The following is a 17,596-nucleotide window of genomic DNA, read 5'->3' as shown; positions in this document are numbered from 1 at the left end:
TTGAGAACCAAGTGTTTTCTAACACTTCTCCTACATTTCAACATAATGAAAAAGTACACTTATCACTTTAATAATTTCACGCTTTCTACACTTCTGGTTATTTTTCATCTATTTTTAGTGCTTTCAACTATTTTTCCTGCAATATAGTGTAAAATCTAGAAAATTTTTTTCTGGAAGGAAGATCATGTCGCAGCTTTCAACAATCATTGAACAAGCGTTTGAAGACCGTGCGAATTTTACAGCTGCAGATTGCTCTGCTGAAATCCGTCAAGCAGTTGAGGAAGTAATTGCTGGTCTAGACAATGGTACTTTACGTGTTGCTGAAAAAATCGATGGTGAATGGGTTGTTCATCAATGGATTAAAAAAGCGGTATTGTTATCATTTAAATTAAACGACAACAAACCAATGGAAGCTTGTGATCTTCGTTTCTATGACAAAGTAGAGACGAAATTCTCTGGTTGGACTGAAGAACAATTCAAGGCTGCTGGTGTACGTGTCGTACCACCTGCTGTCGCACGTAAAGGTTCTTTTCAGGCCAAAGGCGTAATCTTGATGCCTTCTTATGTCAACATCGGTGCTTATGTAGATGAAGGCACGATGGTTGATACTTGGGCAACTGTAGGTTCATGTGCGCAAATCGGTAAAAATGTTCACTTGTCAGGTGGTGTAGGTATTGGTGGTGTGCTTGAACCGCTTCAAGCGAATCCAACCATTATTGAAGATAACTGCTTTATCGGTGCACGTTCTGAAATCGTTGAAGGCGTGATCGTTGAAGAAGGTTCTGTGATTTCAATGGGCGTATTCATTGGTCAATCGACCAAGATTTATGACCGTGCCACTGGCGAAATTCATTATGGTCGCGTACCAGCAGGTTCAGTCGTTGTTGCTGGTAGCCTTCCATCTAAATGCGGTACTTATAGCTTGTATGCTGCCATTATCGTGAAAAAAGTTGATGCACAAACTCGTTCTAAAACAAGCCTGAACGATCTATTACGCGAAGACTAAGATGTCTTAACTTAGAGGACACATTTGTGTTCCTCGGAGCTTCAACTGCTCCTCGTCTCTACGATTAGTAATAATCGTAGGGATTTTTATTTTTATACCTGGTTATTTATTTTTCATTGGTAAATTTTGTTATGAATACGCTTCGATCTTCTGCAATCCCAGTTTCTGATCCGTCTGCGGGTTTACGCATTACGGAGATTTTCTATTCATTGCAAGGTGAAGCCAATGCCGCAGGACTGCCAACAGTATTTATCCGTTTAACCGGTTGCCCATTGCGTTGTAGCTATTGTGATACCACCTATTCCTTTGAAGGCGGTGAGCGTCAGTCTCTGGACGATATTATCCAGACCACGCTTGATTTTAAAACCCCTTATGTCTGTGTGACCGGTGGTGAACCACTGGCGCAGCCCAATGCCCTACCCCTGATGCAGCGACTGGCAGATTTAGGATGCGAAGTTTCACTTGAAACCAGTGGCGCTTTAGATGTGTCCAAAGTGGATTCACGTGTTTCCAAAGTCCTCGATTTAAAAACACCAACTTCAGGTGAAGTTGCACGGAATTTGCTTTCTAATCTCGATCATTTAACTGCACATGATCAAATCAAGTTTGTGATATGCAATCGTGAAGATTATGAATGGTCAAAGCAGCAGTTAGAACTGTACCAACTTCAAGACAAAGTGAGTACAGTTTGGTTTTCGCCTGCATTTGCGGTCGAAAAAGGTGCAGTTCAGTTACCACCACTGGCACGTGATTTGGCTCAGTGGATTTTAGAAGACCATCTCCCTGTTCGTTTCCAGTTACAGCTGCACAAGTTGTTATGGAATGATGAAACTGGTCGTTAATTTTTTGTAAAGTATTTTTTTGGAGAATCAGCTTATGCGCCCTCGTGCCATTGTCCTGTTATCTGGCGGTTTAGACTCAACCACATGTCTGGCTTGGGCACAGGCACGCTATGAATGTATCGCACTTAGTTTTCGATATGGTCAGCGTTCAACGACCGAGCTGGATGCAGCAAAAGCTTTAACGCAACATGCGGGTGTGGAACATCGAGTGATCAATATTGATCTGGGTAATCTGGGTGGCTCAGCCCTTACCGATCATAGTATTGAGGTGCCCGACCATGAACAGGCTGGCATTCCGATTACCTATGTTCCGGCACGTAATACCATCTTCTTGTCTTACGCCTTAGCAGCAGCTGAAGTGTTCGAAGCTGAAGCGATTGTTATCGGAATTAATGCAGTTGATTACTCCGGTTATCCGGATTGCCGTCCGGAATTTATCGAGGCATTTGCCAACATGGCACGCCTTGCGACCAAGGTTGGCGTAGAGGGTCAGGCGCTCAAATTTGAAACACCTTTGTTACATTTATCCAAAGCAAATATCATTCGCTTAGGTATTGAACATGGCGTAGACTACAGTCAAACGGTGTCATGCTATCAAGCAGATGACCAAGGACGTGCCTGTGGCAAATGCGACAGTTGTCGTTTACGTAAACAGGGTTTTGCGGACGCAGGTGTTGAAGACCCGACACGTTATATACCGTAATAACAAGGTAGAGTTTATGAAGAATTTAAAATCAAGCATCGTGCTTTCAGCAATTGTTTCAGCTGCTGCTATGTTCGCAACTACGGCTCAAGCGGCTGATGACAAATTACAACAAGCTTATAAAAGCACCAATGTAAAATCTGCATTGATCAATGTTTGTAAAAATGAAACTGGCAAAAGTAAAAAATTGACGGCTGCTGAAGTCAGCAAATATTGTGGTTGTGCTATTGAAGCAGATGGAAAATTAACCAATGCACAAAAATGGGAAATTCAAAGCACCATTAACCAGAAGAAAAGCCCAGGCACTTTAGCTTTTGTACAGAAGCAGAATAAAGATCTTCAAGCATGCTTTGGTCCACAGTTAACAGGCAAACTGAAAACTTTGACTGAAGAAGCAATGAAATCAGCCCAAGCGGCACCAAAGAAATAATATCTGATTATTCTTTGATAAAATAAGCCACTATAATGTGGCTTATTTTTTTTGAAAAAATTTAGAGAAAACAGGAGTTTTTATGTCTGAAATTAGTTTGCTTGACCAGAATTTTCCTGCGACGACAGGGGAAATTAATTTAACCCAGTTAAATACAGAATGGCTGGTGATTTATTTTTATCCTAAAGATTCTACACCGGGCTGCACAACTCAGGCAGTAGGATTTTCCTGTTTAAAAGATCAGTTCGATGCTTTAAATACCACAATTCTTGGCGTATCCCGTGATTCGGTAAAAGCTCATCAGAACTTTACTGAAAAGCAGAACCTGAGTATTAATCTGATCAGCGATAAAGAAGAAGTGTTGTGTCATCATTTTGATGTAATCAAAGAAAAGAACATGTATGGTAAACAAGTGATGGGCATTGAGCGTTCGACTTTCATTTTCCATAACGGTCAACTGGTCAAAGAATACCGTAAGGTCAAAGCAGCAGGTCACGCAGAACAAGTTCTGGAAGATTTAAAAGCTTTACAAGCTGCTTAATTGCATGCTTGTGTATAAATAGAAGCTCGAACCATTCGGGCTTTTTTTTACGAGCAAACTTATATAATTAAGTATTTTATATTTCCCCTAGTTCATTGCACACTGGCCTGATAGATGAAGATTCACTTTATCCCCTACGCCGGCAATTCCTTTTTTCATACCAAAATCCCTACGGTTAATCACGGCAGATGCCTGAACATCAAGCAGGTTGGCATTCGACATACTGGGTTTAAAGGTTGTTTCAAAAATCACAGGCTTGGTCACACCACGCAGGGTTAAATGACCTAAAACATTGTATTTGCCATTGCCCAAGTCTTTAAACTGGATACTTTTAAAAATTACAGTCTTATATTTTTCTACATAAAACAGGTCTTCGCCCAAAATCATATGTTTAAATAGCGGCTTACTAAAGCTTAAACTTTCCACATCCATGACCAGATGAGTTGAGGCATTGTGCGGTGCTTTAGCATCAAACTGCATTGTAGATTGGACCTGATTGAACTTGGCTTTAACCACAGTCAATCCCATCGACTTGATCTCAAAACCGACATCACTTTTGGGAGTTAAGGTCCATGATCTTGCAAAAGACTGACTGGTCAAAGCTAAACAGATCGCTAGGCTAAGGAGTCCAGTTTTTATTATTGTTTTCAATTTTAAATCCACCTTGCTTAATTTCTTATTGATCGGATTTAAGTACACGGCTTAATCTGAAACTAAATTTTCTTGTTTTTTGAGCGAACAGGTTTTCGTTATTTTTATACCAGTTTATTGAAGTTTTTGTAAAATCATTCATGACTAACGGACAAAATACTTGCGCTGATTTTTCTCTTATAAGTGGCTCTGCTAGGCTAGCAGGAGACTGTTTTCATCTTATAAAATTCTGATTTTATAAATTTTTTGTACAAACAGATCGTTTATTTTAAGTTCAATTTATATTGGAAATATCCATGTGCTTGCAGCACTGAAAAGAGTTGTTTTCTGCGCTGCCTATTCTCCATCACTATCTAAAATGACACGCTTAGATAACTCTTAACCGATCTATCGGCTTTCGTAGCCTGAATCAAATACTGAGAATTAATGACACTGCGACGCCCCACATAGTACAAGCAATAATAGCATCCAGTATTTTCCATGCTTTTGGATGTTGGAACCAAGGCGTCAGTATCTTTGCCCCATATCCCAAACTAAAGAAGAAAAACCAGGAAGCACAGACAGCACCTAAAGCAAACCACCATTTTCCTAAGGCGTATTGGGTTGAAATTGATCCAATCAATATGACTGTGTCTAAGTAAACATGCGGATTTAGCCAGGTAAAAGCCAGGCAGATCATCAGTACTTGTAGAAAATGCTCTGTTAGCTGATCACTTGGTGCTAAAACCTCTGTTGATTTAAATGCGCTGATCGCATGGTGCAAACCATAATAAAATAGGAATCCTGCGCCAATATATTTAGAAAATATAACAATATCCGGATAATGTTCAATGACGCGCGCAAAGCCCAGTACGCCAAGCAGAATTAAAATGGAATCAGACAAGGCACAAATCACACAGACCCAGAACACATGCTGTTGTTTTAAACCTTGTTTTAATACAAAAGCATTCTGTGCACCGATACTGATAATCAGGCTCATTCCCACAGCAAAACCACTCACCATATAACTGAACATCACATTCCCCTTTTTTTTGAATAAATGAATTATGCAAAAAAATGAGTGCGATTAATTAAAACTAAGTTAATATCAATTTAACTAAATTATTTTTAGATAACAGATATGCTGAATGCAAAACAATGTGATGCTTTTTACGCAGTTGCAAAAACGGGAAGTTTCGATCTTGCTGCCGAGCAGCTAAATATTACTGCCTCGGCAGTGACCCTTCGTGTTCAAAGTCTGGAAAAAAAATTGGGACAATTGCTTCTGGTGAGAGATCGGCCTTGCCGTGTGACTCAATCCGGACAAACCTTATTGCATTATTTACAGCATCAACGTTTGCTAGAACAGAATCTGATGCAGGATTTGGGTGGACAATTGCAACAGGAAGGTTTCTATTGTCTGAATATTGCCACCAATGCTGATTCGCTCGCGACCTGGCTATTACCAACCTTACAAGCCCAGCTGATCCAGCATAAAATTGTGTTGCATTTTCAGGTGGATGATCAATCACAGACTCATCATCTGTTAGAAGCAGGTCTCGTCAATGCCTGTTTGAGTACTGAAGCCAAGGCAATGAAAGGTTGCCGGGCAGAATTGATCGGACAGATGCAATACCGTCTCGTTGCTACGCCTGAATTTTCCCGAAACTGGTTTCATCAAGGCGTACATCGGGATGCGCTACGCCTTGCCCCTGCCATTATTTTTAATGAAAAAGACCAACTCCATACCCAATTTATTCAGCACGAATTTGGCCTGAATCTAGCACAATATCCTCACTTTTTTATTCCATCGACCCATGCATTTTTTGATGCGATTGTCATGGGTCTAGGCTATGGCTGGCTGCCGGACTATCAAACCAGGGATTTGCTAGAGTCAGGTCAACTGCTTGAGCTTTCAAGGGAATTACGCATTGAAGTCCCCCTATATTGGCATCACTGGAAAGAACAGTCTCCTGCCTTGGAGATTTTAAGTGAATGTCTAAGACAGCATGCTCAAACTACCATGAATCAACCCATAACGACCTAATACTTTTAAAGCAGATTGGTTTTATCATTCTGGGAAAATTTTTCACTAAGTTGCTGATAGGTCGTGGTTTTTTGGAAATTTTCTAGAAAATCAATCGTGCCTTGTGGAAATTTATCTCGTTGAATTTCGCCACGATAATAAGCTTCACGCATCGGCGTGGCAGATAAGGCATCTTCAAGGCTGTCAAGTTCGACCATTTCCCATTCTGGAAAAAACTTTAAATAATAAGAAGAATCATCTTTAAAGTGCCCAATCAGCCCAACTTTGGCATTTGGTTCAATAACCTGATTCACCAGCGATTTCACTAGTTTCTGCCATTTTTCATCATTATAAACATCAATGACTTCTACAAATTTGATCCGAGCCCGATCTTCTGGACTAAAATTTGACAGGATCATGGCTTCACGCTCCGAAGCCAAGAATGGATTCTTGATATTGCGTTCATTTTGCGCAGAACCGAGAGCCAAAATCACATGTTGACTGTGCTGCAGGGCAATATTAATAGTTTGCATGTGTGCCAGATGAAAAGGCTGAAAGCGGCCAATGAAAACCAGATAATCAAATGTATAGTTCATAAGGGATCAGTTTTTTATGACTCATGAGTTGTGCTGTCCCAATAAATATGCGACATAATCATTCCCATAAAATCAAATTAAGTTTTAAAGCAAGGATAGTACGATGACACTGAGCTGTATTCAACAACCTCATGAGCATTTGAATGCGAATTTAGAACATGGTGTACTCACTTTGGCCATCAATCGCCCGGAAGCGAAAAATGCGCTATATAGCGAGCTTTATTTATGGATTGCGAAAGCCTTGGATGAAGCAGATCAGGCGCCTGAAGTTCGTGTAGTTGTATTGCGTGGTCAGGATGCAGACTTTAGTGCCGGTAATGATATGCAGGATTTTATGAAATCTGCTGCGAAGAAAGGTCAGGCACCCGCTGCTGAAGGCCCGCCGTTTGTTTTACTCAAATCTGCTGCAAAATTTTCCAAGCCTTTGATTGCTGCGGTGCGTGGTGTTGCAATCGGCATTGGCGTGACAATCTTATTGCATTGTGATCTGGTCTATAGTGACAATACTGCCTTGTTCCAGATTCCATTTGTCAGTCTGGGTCTATCGCCTGAAGGCGCTTCAAGCAAGCTGTTGATTCAGCAAGCGGGTTATCATAAAGCGGCCGAATTATTGCTGACTGCGCAAAAATTCAATAGCGAAAAAGCACTCGACGCAGGTCTGGTAAATAGCATTGAAGAAGATGTTTACACCAAAGCAGCAGCACAAGCTACCCAACTCTCTGCCCTGCCATTGGCATCACTGGTGCAATCCAAAGCCTTGATGAAACACAATGTGAATGAAATTGTGGAATGGATTGACCATGAAGCAGAGATTTTCATGCAGCGTGTCGGCTCACCAGAAATGCTGGAAGCGGTTCAAGCCTTTATGCAAAAACGTAAACCTGATTTCACACAATTCAACTAATTTTCAAACTTATGAGTTCAATGAGGTGGTTTAAACTGCCTCAATCTTTTATTTTTCCAAGAATCTGAAGTATGCCAAATCAAAACTCCGAAACCTCTTCCCAAACAACAGATAGCTCAAATCCAGAAAAGAAACGTTATTACGAACCTGCACCCCAAGATATAGATGTCGATAATTTTCGTAAAGTAATTGAAAGCCGACGTTCAGTACGTAAATTTACCAAAAAGCCAATTCCTGTTGAAGTTCTAGATGCCTGTCTGGATCTGGCATTGTTGGCCCCGAATTCGTCGAACTTGCAGCCTTGGACTTTTTATGTGGTACAAAATTCAAGCAAGAAAAAACATCTGGTCAAAGCCTGTATGAGTCAACTGGCAGCCAAAACAGCTTCTGAGCTAATTGTCTGTATCGCACGTACCGACCGTATCGATGAAATGGCGAAACGTAATGTAAATGAATTTCCATTTCCAGAAGCACCGCCCGCGATTAAGAAATACTATAAATATATTCCTTACAACTATAAGACTGGTTATCTGAATGCTTTTGGTAACTTTAAGAAAGTGGCTTTCAAAGTTGCCCGTACATTGGACAAACAAATGCCAGTGTCTGCTTTCAGCCCGGCTGATGCGAAACTCTGGGCGACCAAAACGACGGCGCTCGCTTGTGAAAATCTGGTTTTAGCTTTACGTGCTTATGGTTTTGACAGCTGTATGATGGAAGGTTTTGATGAGCCGATGGTTCGTGAAATTCTGAAATTAAATGATGAACAGTATCCGGTCATGGTAATTGGTGCAGGTGAACGTGCCGAAGATGGAGTATTCTTCCCTCAGTACCGTTTTGATCGTGAGCTTTTTATTCAGAAGATTTAAGCTTCTCATCTTAGAAATTAAATAGCTTAAATCTGGTAGATATCTTGTGACATGGATGTCACATCATTCACTTTTTATTCGCTAAAAACTATATAAGATAAATCTTAAGGGAAATTTCATATTTTTTATTAACGCCCTTTCATAAGTTGTTTTTTACTAAGTTACAAATTTTAGATGCCAGAAATTAAATCTTAAATCGGGTCTTTTCCCATTATTCTGCTCGTGCTCAGTAAATATTTTGAAAGCTTTCACACTACCAAATACATGCACAATTCCGATTCTTCTTCCATTAATTTTTTGATTATAAGTTTTGAGTTCAAGATCCAATTTAGTGATTTCTCTAGTTAAATTTCTTTTTAATCGAGAATTAAGCTGAACTAAAAAGTTTAAAAAAATTTTACACAATCACACAAAATGTCTATTGCGGAATCTAAAAGATAGTTTATTTTTCTTCTATTTTTCATGAAGATAATTTTTATACTTTTAAAGTATAAAAAAATTAAAATATTAAATATCAATATAAAACAATATCTTAATATGCTTTAAAAAGACTTACAAAACTATCTTAAGCTTACTGAATTAAAGTTAAGGCAAAAAGAAAGATGAATTTTCCGAAATAAAAAAATGCTAACCGGAACGAATATTTAAGTATTTCTTAATTGAAAATGGTATTTTTTGTGATAGATCATTTAATCATTAAGATGATTTAATCAGTTCGCATAATAACAATAGATAAATAAAAAAAAATTTGACTGAAATTTTGGCTCTCTAGTTCTTTTATAAAAAGAGGCTCGAAGAAGCAAAAAAGAATTAGAGGGTTCATCTTAAAAAGAAGTTAAATAGGAGGTGAAGACGTACTGAAGATAAGATTCATAACCTTATAATAGGATAGTAAATATTTTGAAATAAAATGCATTTTTTAAACAAATTAAAAAGACCCTAACATATAGAAGAGTTGAGGCCATGACAAAAAAGTACAGTAAATTTTTATCCATTCCTACAGATTTTAATTTAGAAGATTCACCCTATCATTGGATTAGTCAAGTGCATACCCAATATGTGCAAAATGTTGACTATGCCTTAAAGAAATACGGTTTAGACAATTCTCGCAGACGTATTTTGCTGGCATTAAAATTTAAAAATAGAGCGAGTATTTCTGATTTATCTGACATGTTGATTTATAAGATGTCGACCACTACTAAAATCATCTATCGCCTAAAAGATGAGGGATTAGTACATACTTATTCCTGTGAGGATGATGCACGAATTACCCGAGTATTATTAACCGAAAAAGGTCAGCAAATGATTAAAAAGATTAATGATCTTAGCATTGTTGTACTAGAGCAATCTTTCGATGGTTTAACACCGTTGCAAATTGAAAAAATGCTACACAGTCTTAAGCATATTTTCCGCAATCTAGCTCCTTCGCATTAGTTGAATTAAAGGGAAATTAAAGTATATAAAAATTGAGTTAAAATCAGGGGAAATTATATTTTTTAAATTTCAGGAAATAATATTATAATAATTCGCATAAAAGATATCTATTTAAAATAATAGATATCTTTTATAATTAAAAAAAATAATCATCTGTTTAATTAATATTTATATAATAACAACATTTAAAAAATTAATTCAAATCATAAATTATTTTAACTAGATCAAAGCCAATTACGGAACAGCATTAAAATTTAATCTAGATTTAAACCTAGGAGCAAACTAATGAAAATAAAATATCTAGTAATCTGCGTTATCTGCTTATTAACTGGCTGTCAAGCAACGGCACCGCTTATGAAGAATAGTATCACTTTTGTTGTAGGGCCATCCGACTTTGAGCATAACTTTGTTTTTAAAAACAATTAGCCATTGTGTCGTAATTTTTATGATAGCGATGGAAATATGCCTGTAAAAAGAAAAACTAAATATTTAACTACAGATAACACTTGTAAAGTATCTCCTGAAGGTTATGTGCCTGAACAAATTATTATTGAATATGCCCCTTGGTTGACTTATGAAGAGCAAATAAAAAAAGGATATGGTGTTCCTGAAGAACTACGTTATGCTCAAGGAGAAGAGGCAGCAAAAAAAAGACTCGCTATAATGGCAGCGCAACAGGAAGGTGTAGCAAAAATCCCAGCCACAGCATGGAACCGTATTGTACTAACTCCTCCTCAAGAAGTAGAAAAATATAAGTACCAAGTTTCTGAAGGTAAAGGCAACCGTAGTCAAGGTAAAGAGATTCATTACCTCATTTCCCTGAATCCCGATGGTAGCTACGACATAAAAACCAAATTGTATTGGGTCTCAAAATATCAAGAATTCTGGAATTGAATTTCAATTGTAAGCCTATGATAAAGTCCGTTTGATTTCAGAGGTTTCTACTTATATAGATAGCTATATATACCTAACTCAAGCTCATATTGTTCTCAATTTCCGATAATCAATCCAGTTACAATGAAACCCGACGGGTACACGTACCTGTAAATGAATGGTTGCAATCGGCCCTTCAGCCATATGCTGTGCATCCAGAATCACCACTTTGGATGGGCATCCATCTAGAGCATGAACATAAGACATGAGCCAGCCCTCATTTTCAGCTTGCGCCCCTTCCCGTGCGACGAATATCACCTCTCCTGTTACCCAGTTTTCTCCAAAAGAATAGCTTTCTGAATTGCCAGTTTCCACATCATGGCTCAAAAGAGTATTGCTGCTGACATGAAAAGGATCATCAAACTCGCCAAAGGAAATAGTGTAGACATAGCGATAAGGCCGTCCGGTATAAGCTTCATTAATCTGTGGGAATTCCTGTTTCATCTCGGATAATATCGTCCGAGCCACTTTCCCAGTGCCGTGTTCAAAAATGAACCGCTCCAGCCGAATATCCTGATCTTCAATCGGTCCCTGAATCGAACTGACCAACGCTTTGGAGTGCACCACCGCATCCATAACCACATCACCAGAATCCAGCTCATAAGCATTCACGGTATGAAAAATAAAACAGGGATCAATCTCATACCAGCGAATATCTATTGCCTTACCGCCAAAAGGCAATATACCAATGCGTGCCTGCCGTTTTGGATTCCATTGATATGGCAATATTGGACCCTTTAAAGCACTGCGTACAGAAAAGTTCACATTCAGGTCCAGAATCAGCACCTGAGATCTGGTAATGGCACAATCATGAATCATCGGACCATGTTTCACTGGAATGTCGACGTGATGTTTCAATTTTCCTGTGGAATTTATCTGTAGATAAAAAACTTTGTTCTGACTTAAAGCATCATAACAAATCGCATGAATATCGCCCGTTTCAGGATCAACATGCGGATGGGCAGTAAATGGAAAATCCTGATCATCTTCAAACAAATGATGTCGTTTTGACTCCAGTGCAGCATTCAACTCAACTGGATAAGCTCCCGCTTCTACCAGTGCCCAGATTTTTCCGGCAAAGTGGATAACATTGGTATTGACAGCATCCGCGACACCGCGCGTTTTACCTGGAATTTGTGGTCGATGAAGTTTTTTCTGCACACTGGCAGAACCGATATAACTGCTTTTATACCAATGTGCCTCGCCACCCTTCAGTCTGAGCGCATGCAACATACCATCGCCCGTAAACCAGTGATAGTTGCGTGGGTTTTTAACATTAATAGGATTTGGACCAATCCGCATTAATGCGCCATCCAGTTCTGCAGGAATCTGCCCTTCAACCTTTAAATCTGTGGAAAAGTGTTCCTGCCGCTCTGGTGCAAATATACCTTTCAGATAGGGATTATCTGGCGAATATGGAATGCGCTGATGCAGGATTTCTGTACCGTACTGGATAGATTTACTGAGGGTATTCTTAAGCGCACTGCTCAGCGGTTTTGGCCACGGCATTGTTATTTTCCTTATTATATTTTTTCTTTGGATTATTCTGGAAGAAATGATAATAACAAAAGCAGGTCGGCTGGTTTCTGAATCTAGATTAACGGCGCGCTAAGTTAAACGCGCCGCAGCAGAGTATCAATTTTAGACTTTGATATCCAGAAGCTGAATAAATTCAAAGGCTGGCTCTTCATAAGGATGACTTTCTTTCAGCGCCTTGGCCACTTCGACTGCCTTTTCATCCGGCACCAGAATTTCTACCCGCCATTCTTGTACCTGTTCCAGTTTACCCACTTCACCAATATGAGGATCTGCACCTTCCTGCGGCTTAAACTGTCCGGTTCCTAAAACCTGCCAGGCACAATTCGTATACTCACCAATACCGCCCGCTCCTGCTGAAAATACTGCATTCTTGGTGTCTTCCAGATTTTCATCTGGCACGTAGTAAATCAGCTTTAACATATATTCCTTCCTGAAATTCAGATGCTTGTCGTATTGTGAAGGGCTTGGACAATCATCTTCAATGCAGGATTTTGAGAATTCTTGTTAAATGTTGCATATAAACCCAGTTTTGGCAGTGCCTGATCAGTCTGGATGATTTTCACATGATCATTCAAAAAACGCAGTAAATATTCGGGCGCAAAACTAAAGCCCATTCCCATATTGGTCAGATTAATGTGTTGCAAGACATTGGTCACCCACAACAGCTGTTCATGTTCGAACTGATCAATATAAAGCAGTTTATCCAGCTTTTCATAAAATACGGGCGAAGCATTCTGCTCGCACATAATCATATTGTGATTTTTCAGTTCCTGTAATTTCAGGATTCGATCTGTAGGATGTAAATGCTGAGCAGCAACTAGATAAGTTTGCTCGGTTAATAAATGAATATTGTCAAAATCGGGATGATCCAGATGAAAACGGGTAATACATAAATCCAGTTCAGCATTTTTTAGCCGCTGAATCTGTTCCATACAGGTCAGGCTATGCAGATGGATTTTCAAGTCCGGCATGGTTTTTTTAAGCTGTGCCAGAATCTGCGGCATCACTTTGATTTCTGCCACGTTTAGAAAGCCAATATGAATCTGGTTATTTTTCTGCTGTGCAACCTGACGTGCTGCTGCCACCGCCAGCTTGGCATTTTCCAGTGCTTTTTCGGCATAGACCTGAAAAGCCCGTCCTTCATCGGTGAGTTTGACTTTTCTCGATAAACGATCAAACAGGACAATGCCTACTTCCTGTTCCAGATCCTTAATTTGCTGGCTTAACGACGGTTGGGCAGTAAACAGCTTTTCGGCGGCCTTGGTAAAACTTTGTTGCTGCGCCACGTTGATAAAATAGCGTAAATGTCGAAGTTCCATAGGCTGCCCGGTTTCTGATCAGGTCAGCATCTTAAGATTATGACCCACGTATTGCAAATAAGAATAGGTCGATAGTTTATATGAATATCGCTATATCAGCAGATCCTGATTTACTAGAGTGTATAGCTATATAGATGGCTTGTTCTTCACGCATATACATGGAGTCTTGTATGACACAACACTATGACACTGATGTTCTGATCATTGGTACCGGTCCTGCAGGTTCAACATTAGGTCTGGCCTTAGCCAATTATGGCATCAAGGTACAACTGTTTACCCAGTTTAGCTGGCTGGCGAACAGTCCACGTGCGCATATTACCAACCAGCGTGCTATGGAAGTATTACGTGATTTGGGTGTTGAAGAACAGGTTAAAGAGATTGCAACACCATGGGATCAAATGGGTGAAAGCCTGATTACCACCAGTCTGGTCGGCGAAGAAATCGCCCGTTTAAGTGCATGGGGTACAGGTGATGAGCGTCATGGCGATTATATCAAAGGCAGCCCATGTCCTTTAGTTGATTTGATCCAACCCAAAATGGAAGCTTTACTGGTGAAAAATGCCGGTGAACGTGGTGCAATTTATAACTTCAATACTGAATACCTGTCACATGTGCAGGACGAAGATGGCGTGACTGCTACTTTCCTGAACCGCATTACCAATACTGAATTTAGCTTAAGAGCAAAATATCTGGTGGGTATGGATGGTGCTAAATCTCGTGTATTGGAACAGCTCGGCTTGCCACTGGAAGGCGTGATGGCACGTGCCGGTACCGTCTATGTGACCTTTAAAGCTGATCTTTCTCAATACGTTCAACATCGTCCTGCGATTCTGCAATGGATCGTGAATCCTGAAGCTAGCTTTGGCGACCTCGGCATGGGATTGTTACGTGCCATTACGCCATGGCATGAATGGATTATGGGTTGGGGCTTTGACATTTCCAAAGGCGAACCACAAGTGACTGAAGAACAGGTACGTGCTCGCCTGAATGCCTTTGTCGGTGCGAAAGTTGAAGAAGTCGAAATCCAGAAATTGTCGTACTGGTATGTGAACCAGACCTGGGCAACTGAATATTCTAAAGGTCGCGTATTCTGCGGTGGTGATGCGGTACACCGTCATCCACCATCGAGTGGCCTAGGTTCAAATACCTGCATGCAGGATGCCTTTAACCTAGGCTGGAAACTAGCATACGCGGTAAAAGGCTGGGCTGCACCTTCCCTGCTGGATTCCTATACGACTGAGCGTGCACCGGTCGGCAAGCAAATTGTGGCGCGAGCGAATCAATCACGTTTTGATTATAAATACCTGAAAGAAGTCTTTGGTTTTGACAATGGTGTGACTACACAAAAACAAATGCTGGAACGTATTTTTTCGGAAGATGAGCAAGGTGCTGAAATCCGCAAAAAGCTGTTTGAAGCTTTGGAAATTAAAAACTTCGAATTTAATGCACAAGGTGTAGAGCTGGACCAGCGATATAGCTCCAATGCAGTGATTAGCGAATCTGAGCCTGAAAGATTTGAGCGAGATCAACAGCTTTATTTACAGGCAACGACTCGCCCGGGTGCTAAAGTTCCGCATACCCGGCTGATCAATACCAAAGGTCAAAAGCAGTCGACTTTAGATATTACCGGTAAAGGTCGTTTTACCCTGCTCACAGGTTTATCTGGCAAAGGCTGGAAACAGGCTGTTGAAGTACTGAACTTACCTTATCTGAATGTGATTCAGATCGGTTCTCGTGACTACCGTGATGTGTATGGCACTTGGAACAGCAAATCTGAAATCCATGAATCTGGCGCAGTGCTGGTTCGTCCGGATGGTTATGTGGCTTGGCGTTATCAGGACAGTACCAATGAGGCTTTTGATTATGAAAATACGCTAAAAGCAGTACTCAAACAGGTTCAGCTAGTTATTTAATGAATAAGTTTTGAAAAGACCACCTTCGGGTGGTTTTTTATGCTTTTAAAATAATGACATATACTGACTCTCAGCTTTTCTTGAAGCCACTTTGTTCTAAAATTTCTTTCCTAAACTCCCTGATTGATTAAAACTTATTTAATCGCAACGATTCCTTCCAATACCAATGCACATATACAATTGATTTTTTGATAAATTTCACATTAATACAGTGTAATTTACCTCATTCAGGTTCAGTCATACTGTTCTGCCTTGTATAGCTAGGACACATTCATTTTGCTGATCTGTGGTTCAAACTTCTCCCGCACTCAGCCAGCAAGATAATGTTCGTTGTGAAGTAAGCACATGTCATGGCAAATCTCTCCCAGATATTCGACGGCTTTAGGAATGGTCGAAAACTTAACTTCAACTTTTGATCCTCTCATTGATACCGCGAATGCAATGCCAATGACATTCCGGCCTGAAACACTTAAACGCAAAAATTTTATGTTTTCAAATCAAAAGAATGGATGATCTTGATTTGAAAATAAAATCTAAATTCAGGATTTCCCCCAATGTTATTTAATTGGTTAAAACAGTTATTTTCATCACTTTTCAATGGATTTAACCCATCCAAAGCGGACAATCCACAAAATGAAACGGCGCTAGATTTGGGTAATCGTCACTCGATTGATACCACCTCTAAACATGATGAAGTAGGTATTCCTTTTTATCCGAATCTGATTAAACATTTGGAACTAGATCACCAACAACTTCTGAATCTGTACGGCAACATTGGCAATTCTTTAAATCTACAGGAATATCATTTACTGCCTGATCAATTAGCTCAATTTAAACAAGATTTTAAAGCGCATTTAGATGCTGAAAATATCAAGTTTTATGGTTACTTGGAACAAGGCTTAAAAGAACAAAGCCAGGCATTTTTATCTTTACGTCAGTTTAGAAAGGAAATGCGTGTCATTGAGCGGACTGTGATTAAGTTTATAGATCACTGGATGGATTTTGGGGTAAACCGTGCATCTGCTGCTGAATTTAAAGAAGAATATGAAGCGATTGGTTCTGCATTGGTGCAACGTATTGAGCGTGAAGAAAAAGAGCTCTGTACCATGTATAGCCGTGTTTAAGTAAATATAAAAAAGGCTATCCTAGGGTAGTCTTTTTATATCTTTTCTTTTTTCATTTCCCAAGTAGAAAATAAAAAAACTGCCATTGTTCCCGCTAAATTTACTGCAAACTCAGCATGTCTAGGAGAAGGCTTCACATTATTTTTGCCTTGACCATGAGCATCACTGATTTTATTTCTTAATGAGCCTAAACCTTCAACTATCGCACTACAGCCACCTAAGATTTGCTTAAATACCTGCTCTGTATGCTGTGATGGAGACAAGTTTAAATTACTACTGACTAATCTATACAACTGGTTTATATCTGGAGCATTACCGTATTCTACACTTAGCTCATCTAGGATATGTTTGCATGTTGACTCTAAAAGAGTTCTAGACAGAGTAATTGCACCATCTGGATCAGTCGTTCTTCTTTCTAAGGCTTTGTTCCAGATTGTATGGATATAATCTGAATCTATATTTTGAACGACATTCTTTATAATTTGATCAGAAGGGACTTCACTACTAAATTCTAGTTTTTCTAATATGGGTTGAAAGGACTTCCAAATGAAATCCCGTCTTTCAGCATATGTTGCATATTCAAATTTAATAAATTGCCAAAATTGCTGTAGATTCCTACACGTTAGAATGTATTTTGGTAATAAATTTTTAATATCAGCTTCTTTTAATAAATAGAATCTTAAAGTTTCATATTCGCTAGTATTTTCATTACTACCTGTAGCATGAGCTATAAGTAAATTCTGAATAGTTTCTATTTTTATTAATTTTTCCTGATTATCCATCTTATATT

General features: G+C 39.4%; 18 protein-coding genes and 1 pseudogene. 12 read left to right on the top strand and 7 right to left on the bottom strand.

Annotated elements, in window-relative coordinates:
* The first annotated feature begins 184 nt into the window (after positions 1 to 184).
* The 5 genes from dapD to H0S56_RS04710 all read left to right on the top strand — a co-directional run bounded on the left by dapD (position 185) and on the right by H0S56_RS04710 (position 3,522).
* Positions 185 to 1,006, top strand: coding sequence for a 2,3,4,5-tetrahydropyridine-2,6-dicarboxylate N-succinyltransferase (gene dapD / locus H0S56_RS04730; RefSeq protein WP_004645637.1), 822 nt, complete (start codon positions 185 to 187; stop codon positions 1,004 to 1,006).
* 131 nt (positions 1,007 to 1,137) lie between these two features.
* Positions 1,138 to 1,848: a 7-carboxy-7-deazaguanine synthase QueE gene (queE, locus tag H0S56_RS04725; RefSeq protein WP_195725783.1), complete on the top strand. Its 711-nt coding sequence runs from the start codon at positions 1,138 to 1,140 to the stop codon at positions 1,846 to 1,848.
* 34 nt (positions 1,849 to 1,882) lie between these two features.
* A complete protein-coding gene (gene queC / locus H0S56_RS04720) occupies positions 1,883 to 2,551 on the top strand; it encodes a 7-cyano-7-deazaguanine synthase QueC (protein ID WP_195725782.1) in 669 nt (222 codons plus the stop codon).
* Positions 2,552 to 2,567: 16 nt separating this feature from the next.
* A complete protein-coding gene (locus tag H0S56_RS04715) occupies positions 2,568 to 2,981 on the top strand; it encodes a hypothetical protein (RefSeq protein WP_005097581.1) in 414 nt (137 codons plus the stop codon).
* An 82-nt stretch (positions 2,982 to 3,063) separates the two neighbouring features.
* Positions 3,064 to 3,522 carry a peroxiredoxin gene (locus H0S56_RS04710; RefSeq protein WP_114540876.1) on the top strand — a complete coding sequence of 153 codons (459 nt, stop codon included), beginning with the start codon at positions 3,064 to 3,066 and terminating at the stop codon, positions 3,520 to 3,522.
* 87 nt (positions 3,523 to 3,609) lie between these two features.
* Here H0S56_RS04710 and H0S56_RS04705 read toward each other — a convergent pair whose 3' ends face one another.
* On the bottom strand, positions 3,610 to 4,173 hold the full coding sequence (locus H0S56_RS04705) for a YceI family protein (protein ID WP_195725781.1): 564 nt from the start codon (positions 4,171 to 4,173) through the stop codon (positions 3,610 to 3,612).
* A 409-nt stretch (positions 4,174 to 4,582) separates the two neighbouring features.
* Entirely contained in the window at positions 4,583 to 5,188 is a 606-nt protein-coding gene (locus H0S56_RS04700) for a LysE/ArgO family amino acid transporter (protein WP_071850386.1), read from the bottom strand.
* Positions 5,189 to 5,293: 105 nt separating this feature from the next.
* Between H0S56_RS04700 and H0S56_RS04695 the strand changes: the two genes are divergently transcribed.
* Positions 5,294 to 6,199, top strand: coding sequence for a LysR family transcriptional regulator ArgP (locus H0S56_RS04695; RefSeq protein ID WP_195725780.1), 906 nt, complete (start codon positions 5,294 to 5,296; stop codon positions 6,197 to 6,199).
* 5 nt (positions 6,200 to 6,204) lie between these two features.
* Here H0S56_RS04695 and H0S56_RS04690 read toward each other — a convergent pair whose 3' ends face one another.
* The gene (locus H0S56_RS04690) at positions 6,205 to 6,774 is read right to left on the bottom strand and encodes a nicotinate-nicotinamide nucleotide adenylyltransferase (RefSeq protein ID WP_195725779.1); all 570 of its coding nucleotides are present in this window, start codon (positions 6,772 to 6,774) and stop codon (positions 6,205 to 6,207) included.
* 103 nt (positions 6,775 to 6,877) lie between these two features.
* Between H0S56_RS04690 and H0S56_RS04685 the strand changes: the two genes are divergently transcribed.
* The 4 genes and pseudogenes from H0S56_RS04685 (at position 6,878) to H0S56_RS04670 (ending at position 10,872) form a co-directional block, all read left to right on the top strand.
* The gene (locus H0S56_RS04685) at positions 6,878 to 7,678 is read left to right on the top strand and encodes an enoyl-CoA hydratase-related protein (protein WP_180181256.1); all 801 of its coding nucleotides are present in this window, start codon (positions 6,878 to 6,880) and stop codon (positions 7,676 to 7,678) included.
* Between the two features lie 71 nt (positions 7,679 to 7,749).
* Positions 7,750 to 8,544 carry a nitroreductase family protein gene (locus H0S56_RS04680; protein WP_195725778.1) on the top strand — a complete coding sequence of 265 codons (795 nt, stop codon included), beginning with the start codon at positions 7,750 to 7,752 and terminating at the stop codon, positions 8,542 to 8,544.
* Positions 8,545 to 9,507: 963 nt separating this feature from the next.
* Positions 9,508 to 9,978, top strand: coding sequence for a MarR family winged helix-turn-helix transcriptional regulator (locus H0S56_RS04675; RefSeq protein ID WP_195725777.1), 471 nt, complete (start codon positions 9,508 to 9,510; stop codon positions 9,976 to 9,978).
* A gap of 285 nt (positions 9,979 to 10,263) precedes the next feature.
* A pseudogene (locus H0S56_RS04670) lies at positions 10,264 to 10,872 on the top strand (hypothetical protein).
* An 84-nt stretch (positions 10,873 to 10,956) separates the two neighbouring features.
* Here the strand turns inward: H0S56_RS04670 and H0S56_RS04665 are convergent.
* From H0S56_RS04665 to H0S56_RS04655, 3 genes are all read right to left on the bottom strand, one after another.
* The gene (locus H0S56_RS04665) at positions 10,957 to 12,420 is read right to left on the bottom strand and encodes a carotenoid oxygenase family protein (RefSeq protein WP_195725776.1); all 1,464 of its coding nucleotides are present in this window, start codon (positions 12,418 to 12,420) and stop codon (positions 10,957 to 10,959) included.
* A gap of 132 nt (positions 12,421 to 12,552) precedes the next feature.
* Entirely contained in the window at positions 12,553 to 12,870 is a 318-nt protein-coding gene (locus H0S56_RS04660; RefSeq protein ID WP_138742567.1) for an NGG1p interacting factor NIF3, read from the bottom strand.
* A gap of 17 nt (positions 12,871 to 12,887) precedes the next feature.
* On the bottom strand, positions 12,888 to 13,769 hold the full coding sequence (locus tag H0S56_RS04655; RefSeq protein WP_195725775.1) for a LysR substrate-binding domain-containing protein: 882 nt from the start codon (positions 13,767 to 13,769) through the stop codon (positions 12,888 to 12,890).
* Positions 13,770 to 13,939: 170 nt separating this feature from the next.
* Here H0S56_RS04655 and H0S56_RS04650 point away from each other — a divergent pair, with 170 nt between their 5' ends.
* Both H0S56_RS04650 and H0S56_RS04645 read left to right on the top strand, forming a co-directional pair.
* The gene (locus H0S56_RS04650) at positions 13,940 to 15,682 is read left to right on the top strand and encodes an FAD-dependent oxidoreductase (protein ID WP_195725774.1); all 1,743 of its coding nucleotides are present in this window, start codon (positions 13,940 to 13,942) and stop codon (positions 15,680 to 15,682) included.
* A 554-nt stretch (positions 15,683 to 16,236) separates the two neighbouring features.
* A complete protein-coding gene (locus H0S56_RS04645) occupies positions 16,237 to 16,806 on the top strand; it encodes a hemerythrin domain-containing protein (protein WP_227554927.1) in 570 nt (189 codons plus the stop codon).
* 35 nt (positions 16,807 to 16,841) lie between these two features.
* Here H0S56_RS04645 and H0S56_RS04640 read toward each other — a convergent pair whose 3' ends face one another.
* Complete coding sequence (locus H0S56_RS04640; RefSeq protein WP_195725773.1) at positions 16,842 to 17,588, bottom strand: abortive infection family protein; 747 nt, start codon at positions 17,586 to 17,588, stop codon at positions 16,842 to 16,844.
* Positions 17,589 to 17,596 lie beyond the last annotated feature (8 nt).

The sequence above is a fragment of the Acinetobacter lwoffii genome (assembly GCF_015602705.1).
In the GTDB taxonomy this organism is placed as follows: domain Bacteria; phylum Pseudomonadota; class Gammaproteobacteria; order Pseudomonadales; family Moraxellaceae; genus Acinetobacter; species Acinetobacter lwoffii_E.
This window is presented reverse-complemented; position numbering and strand designations above follow the sequence as displayed.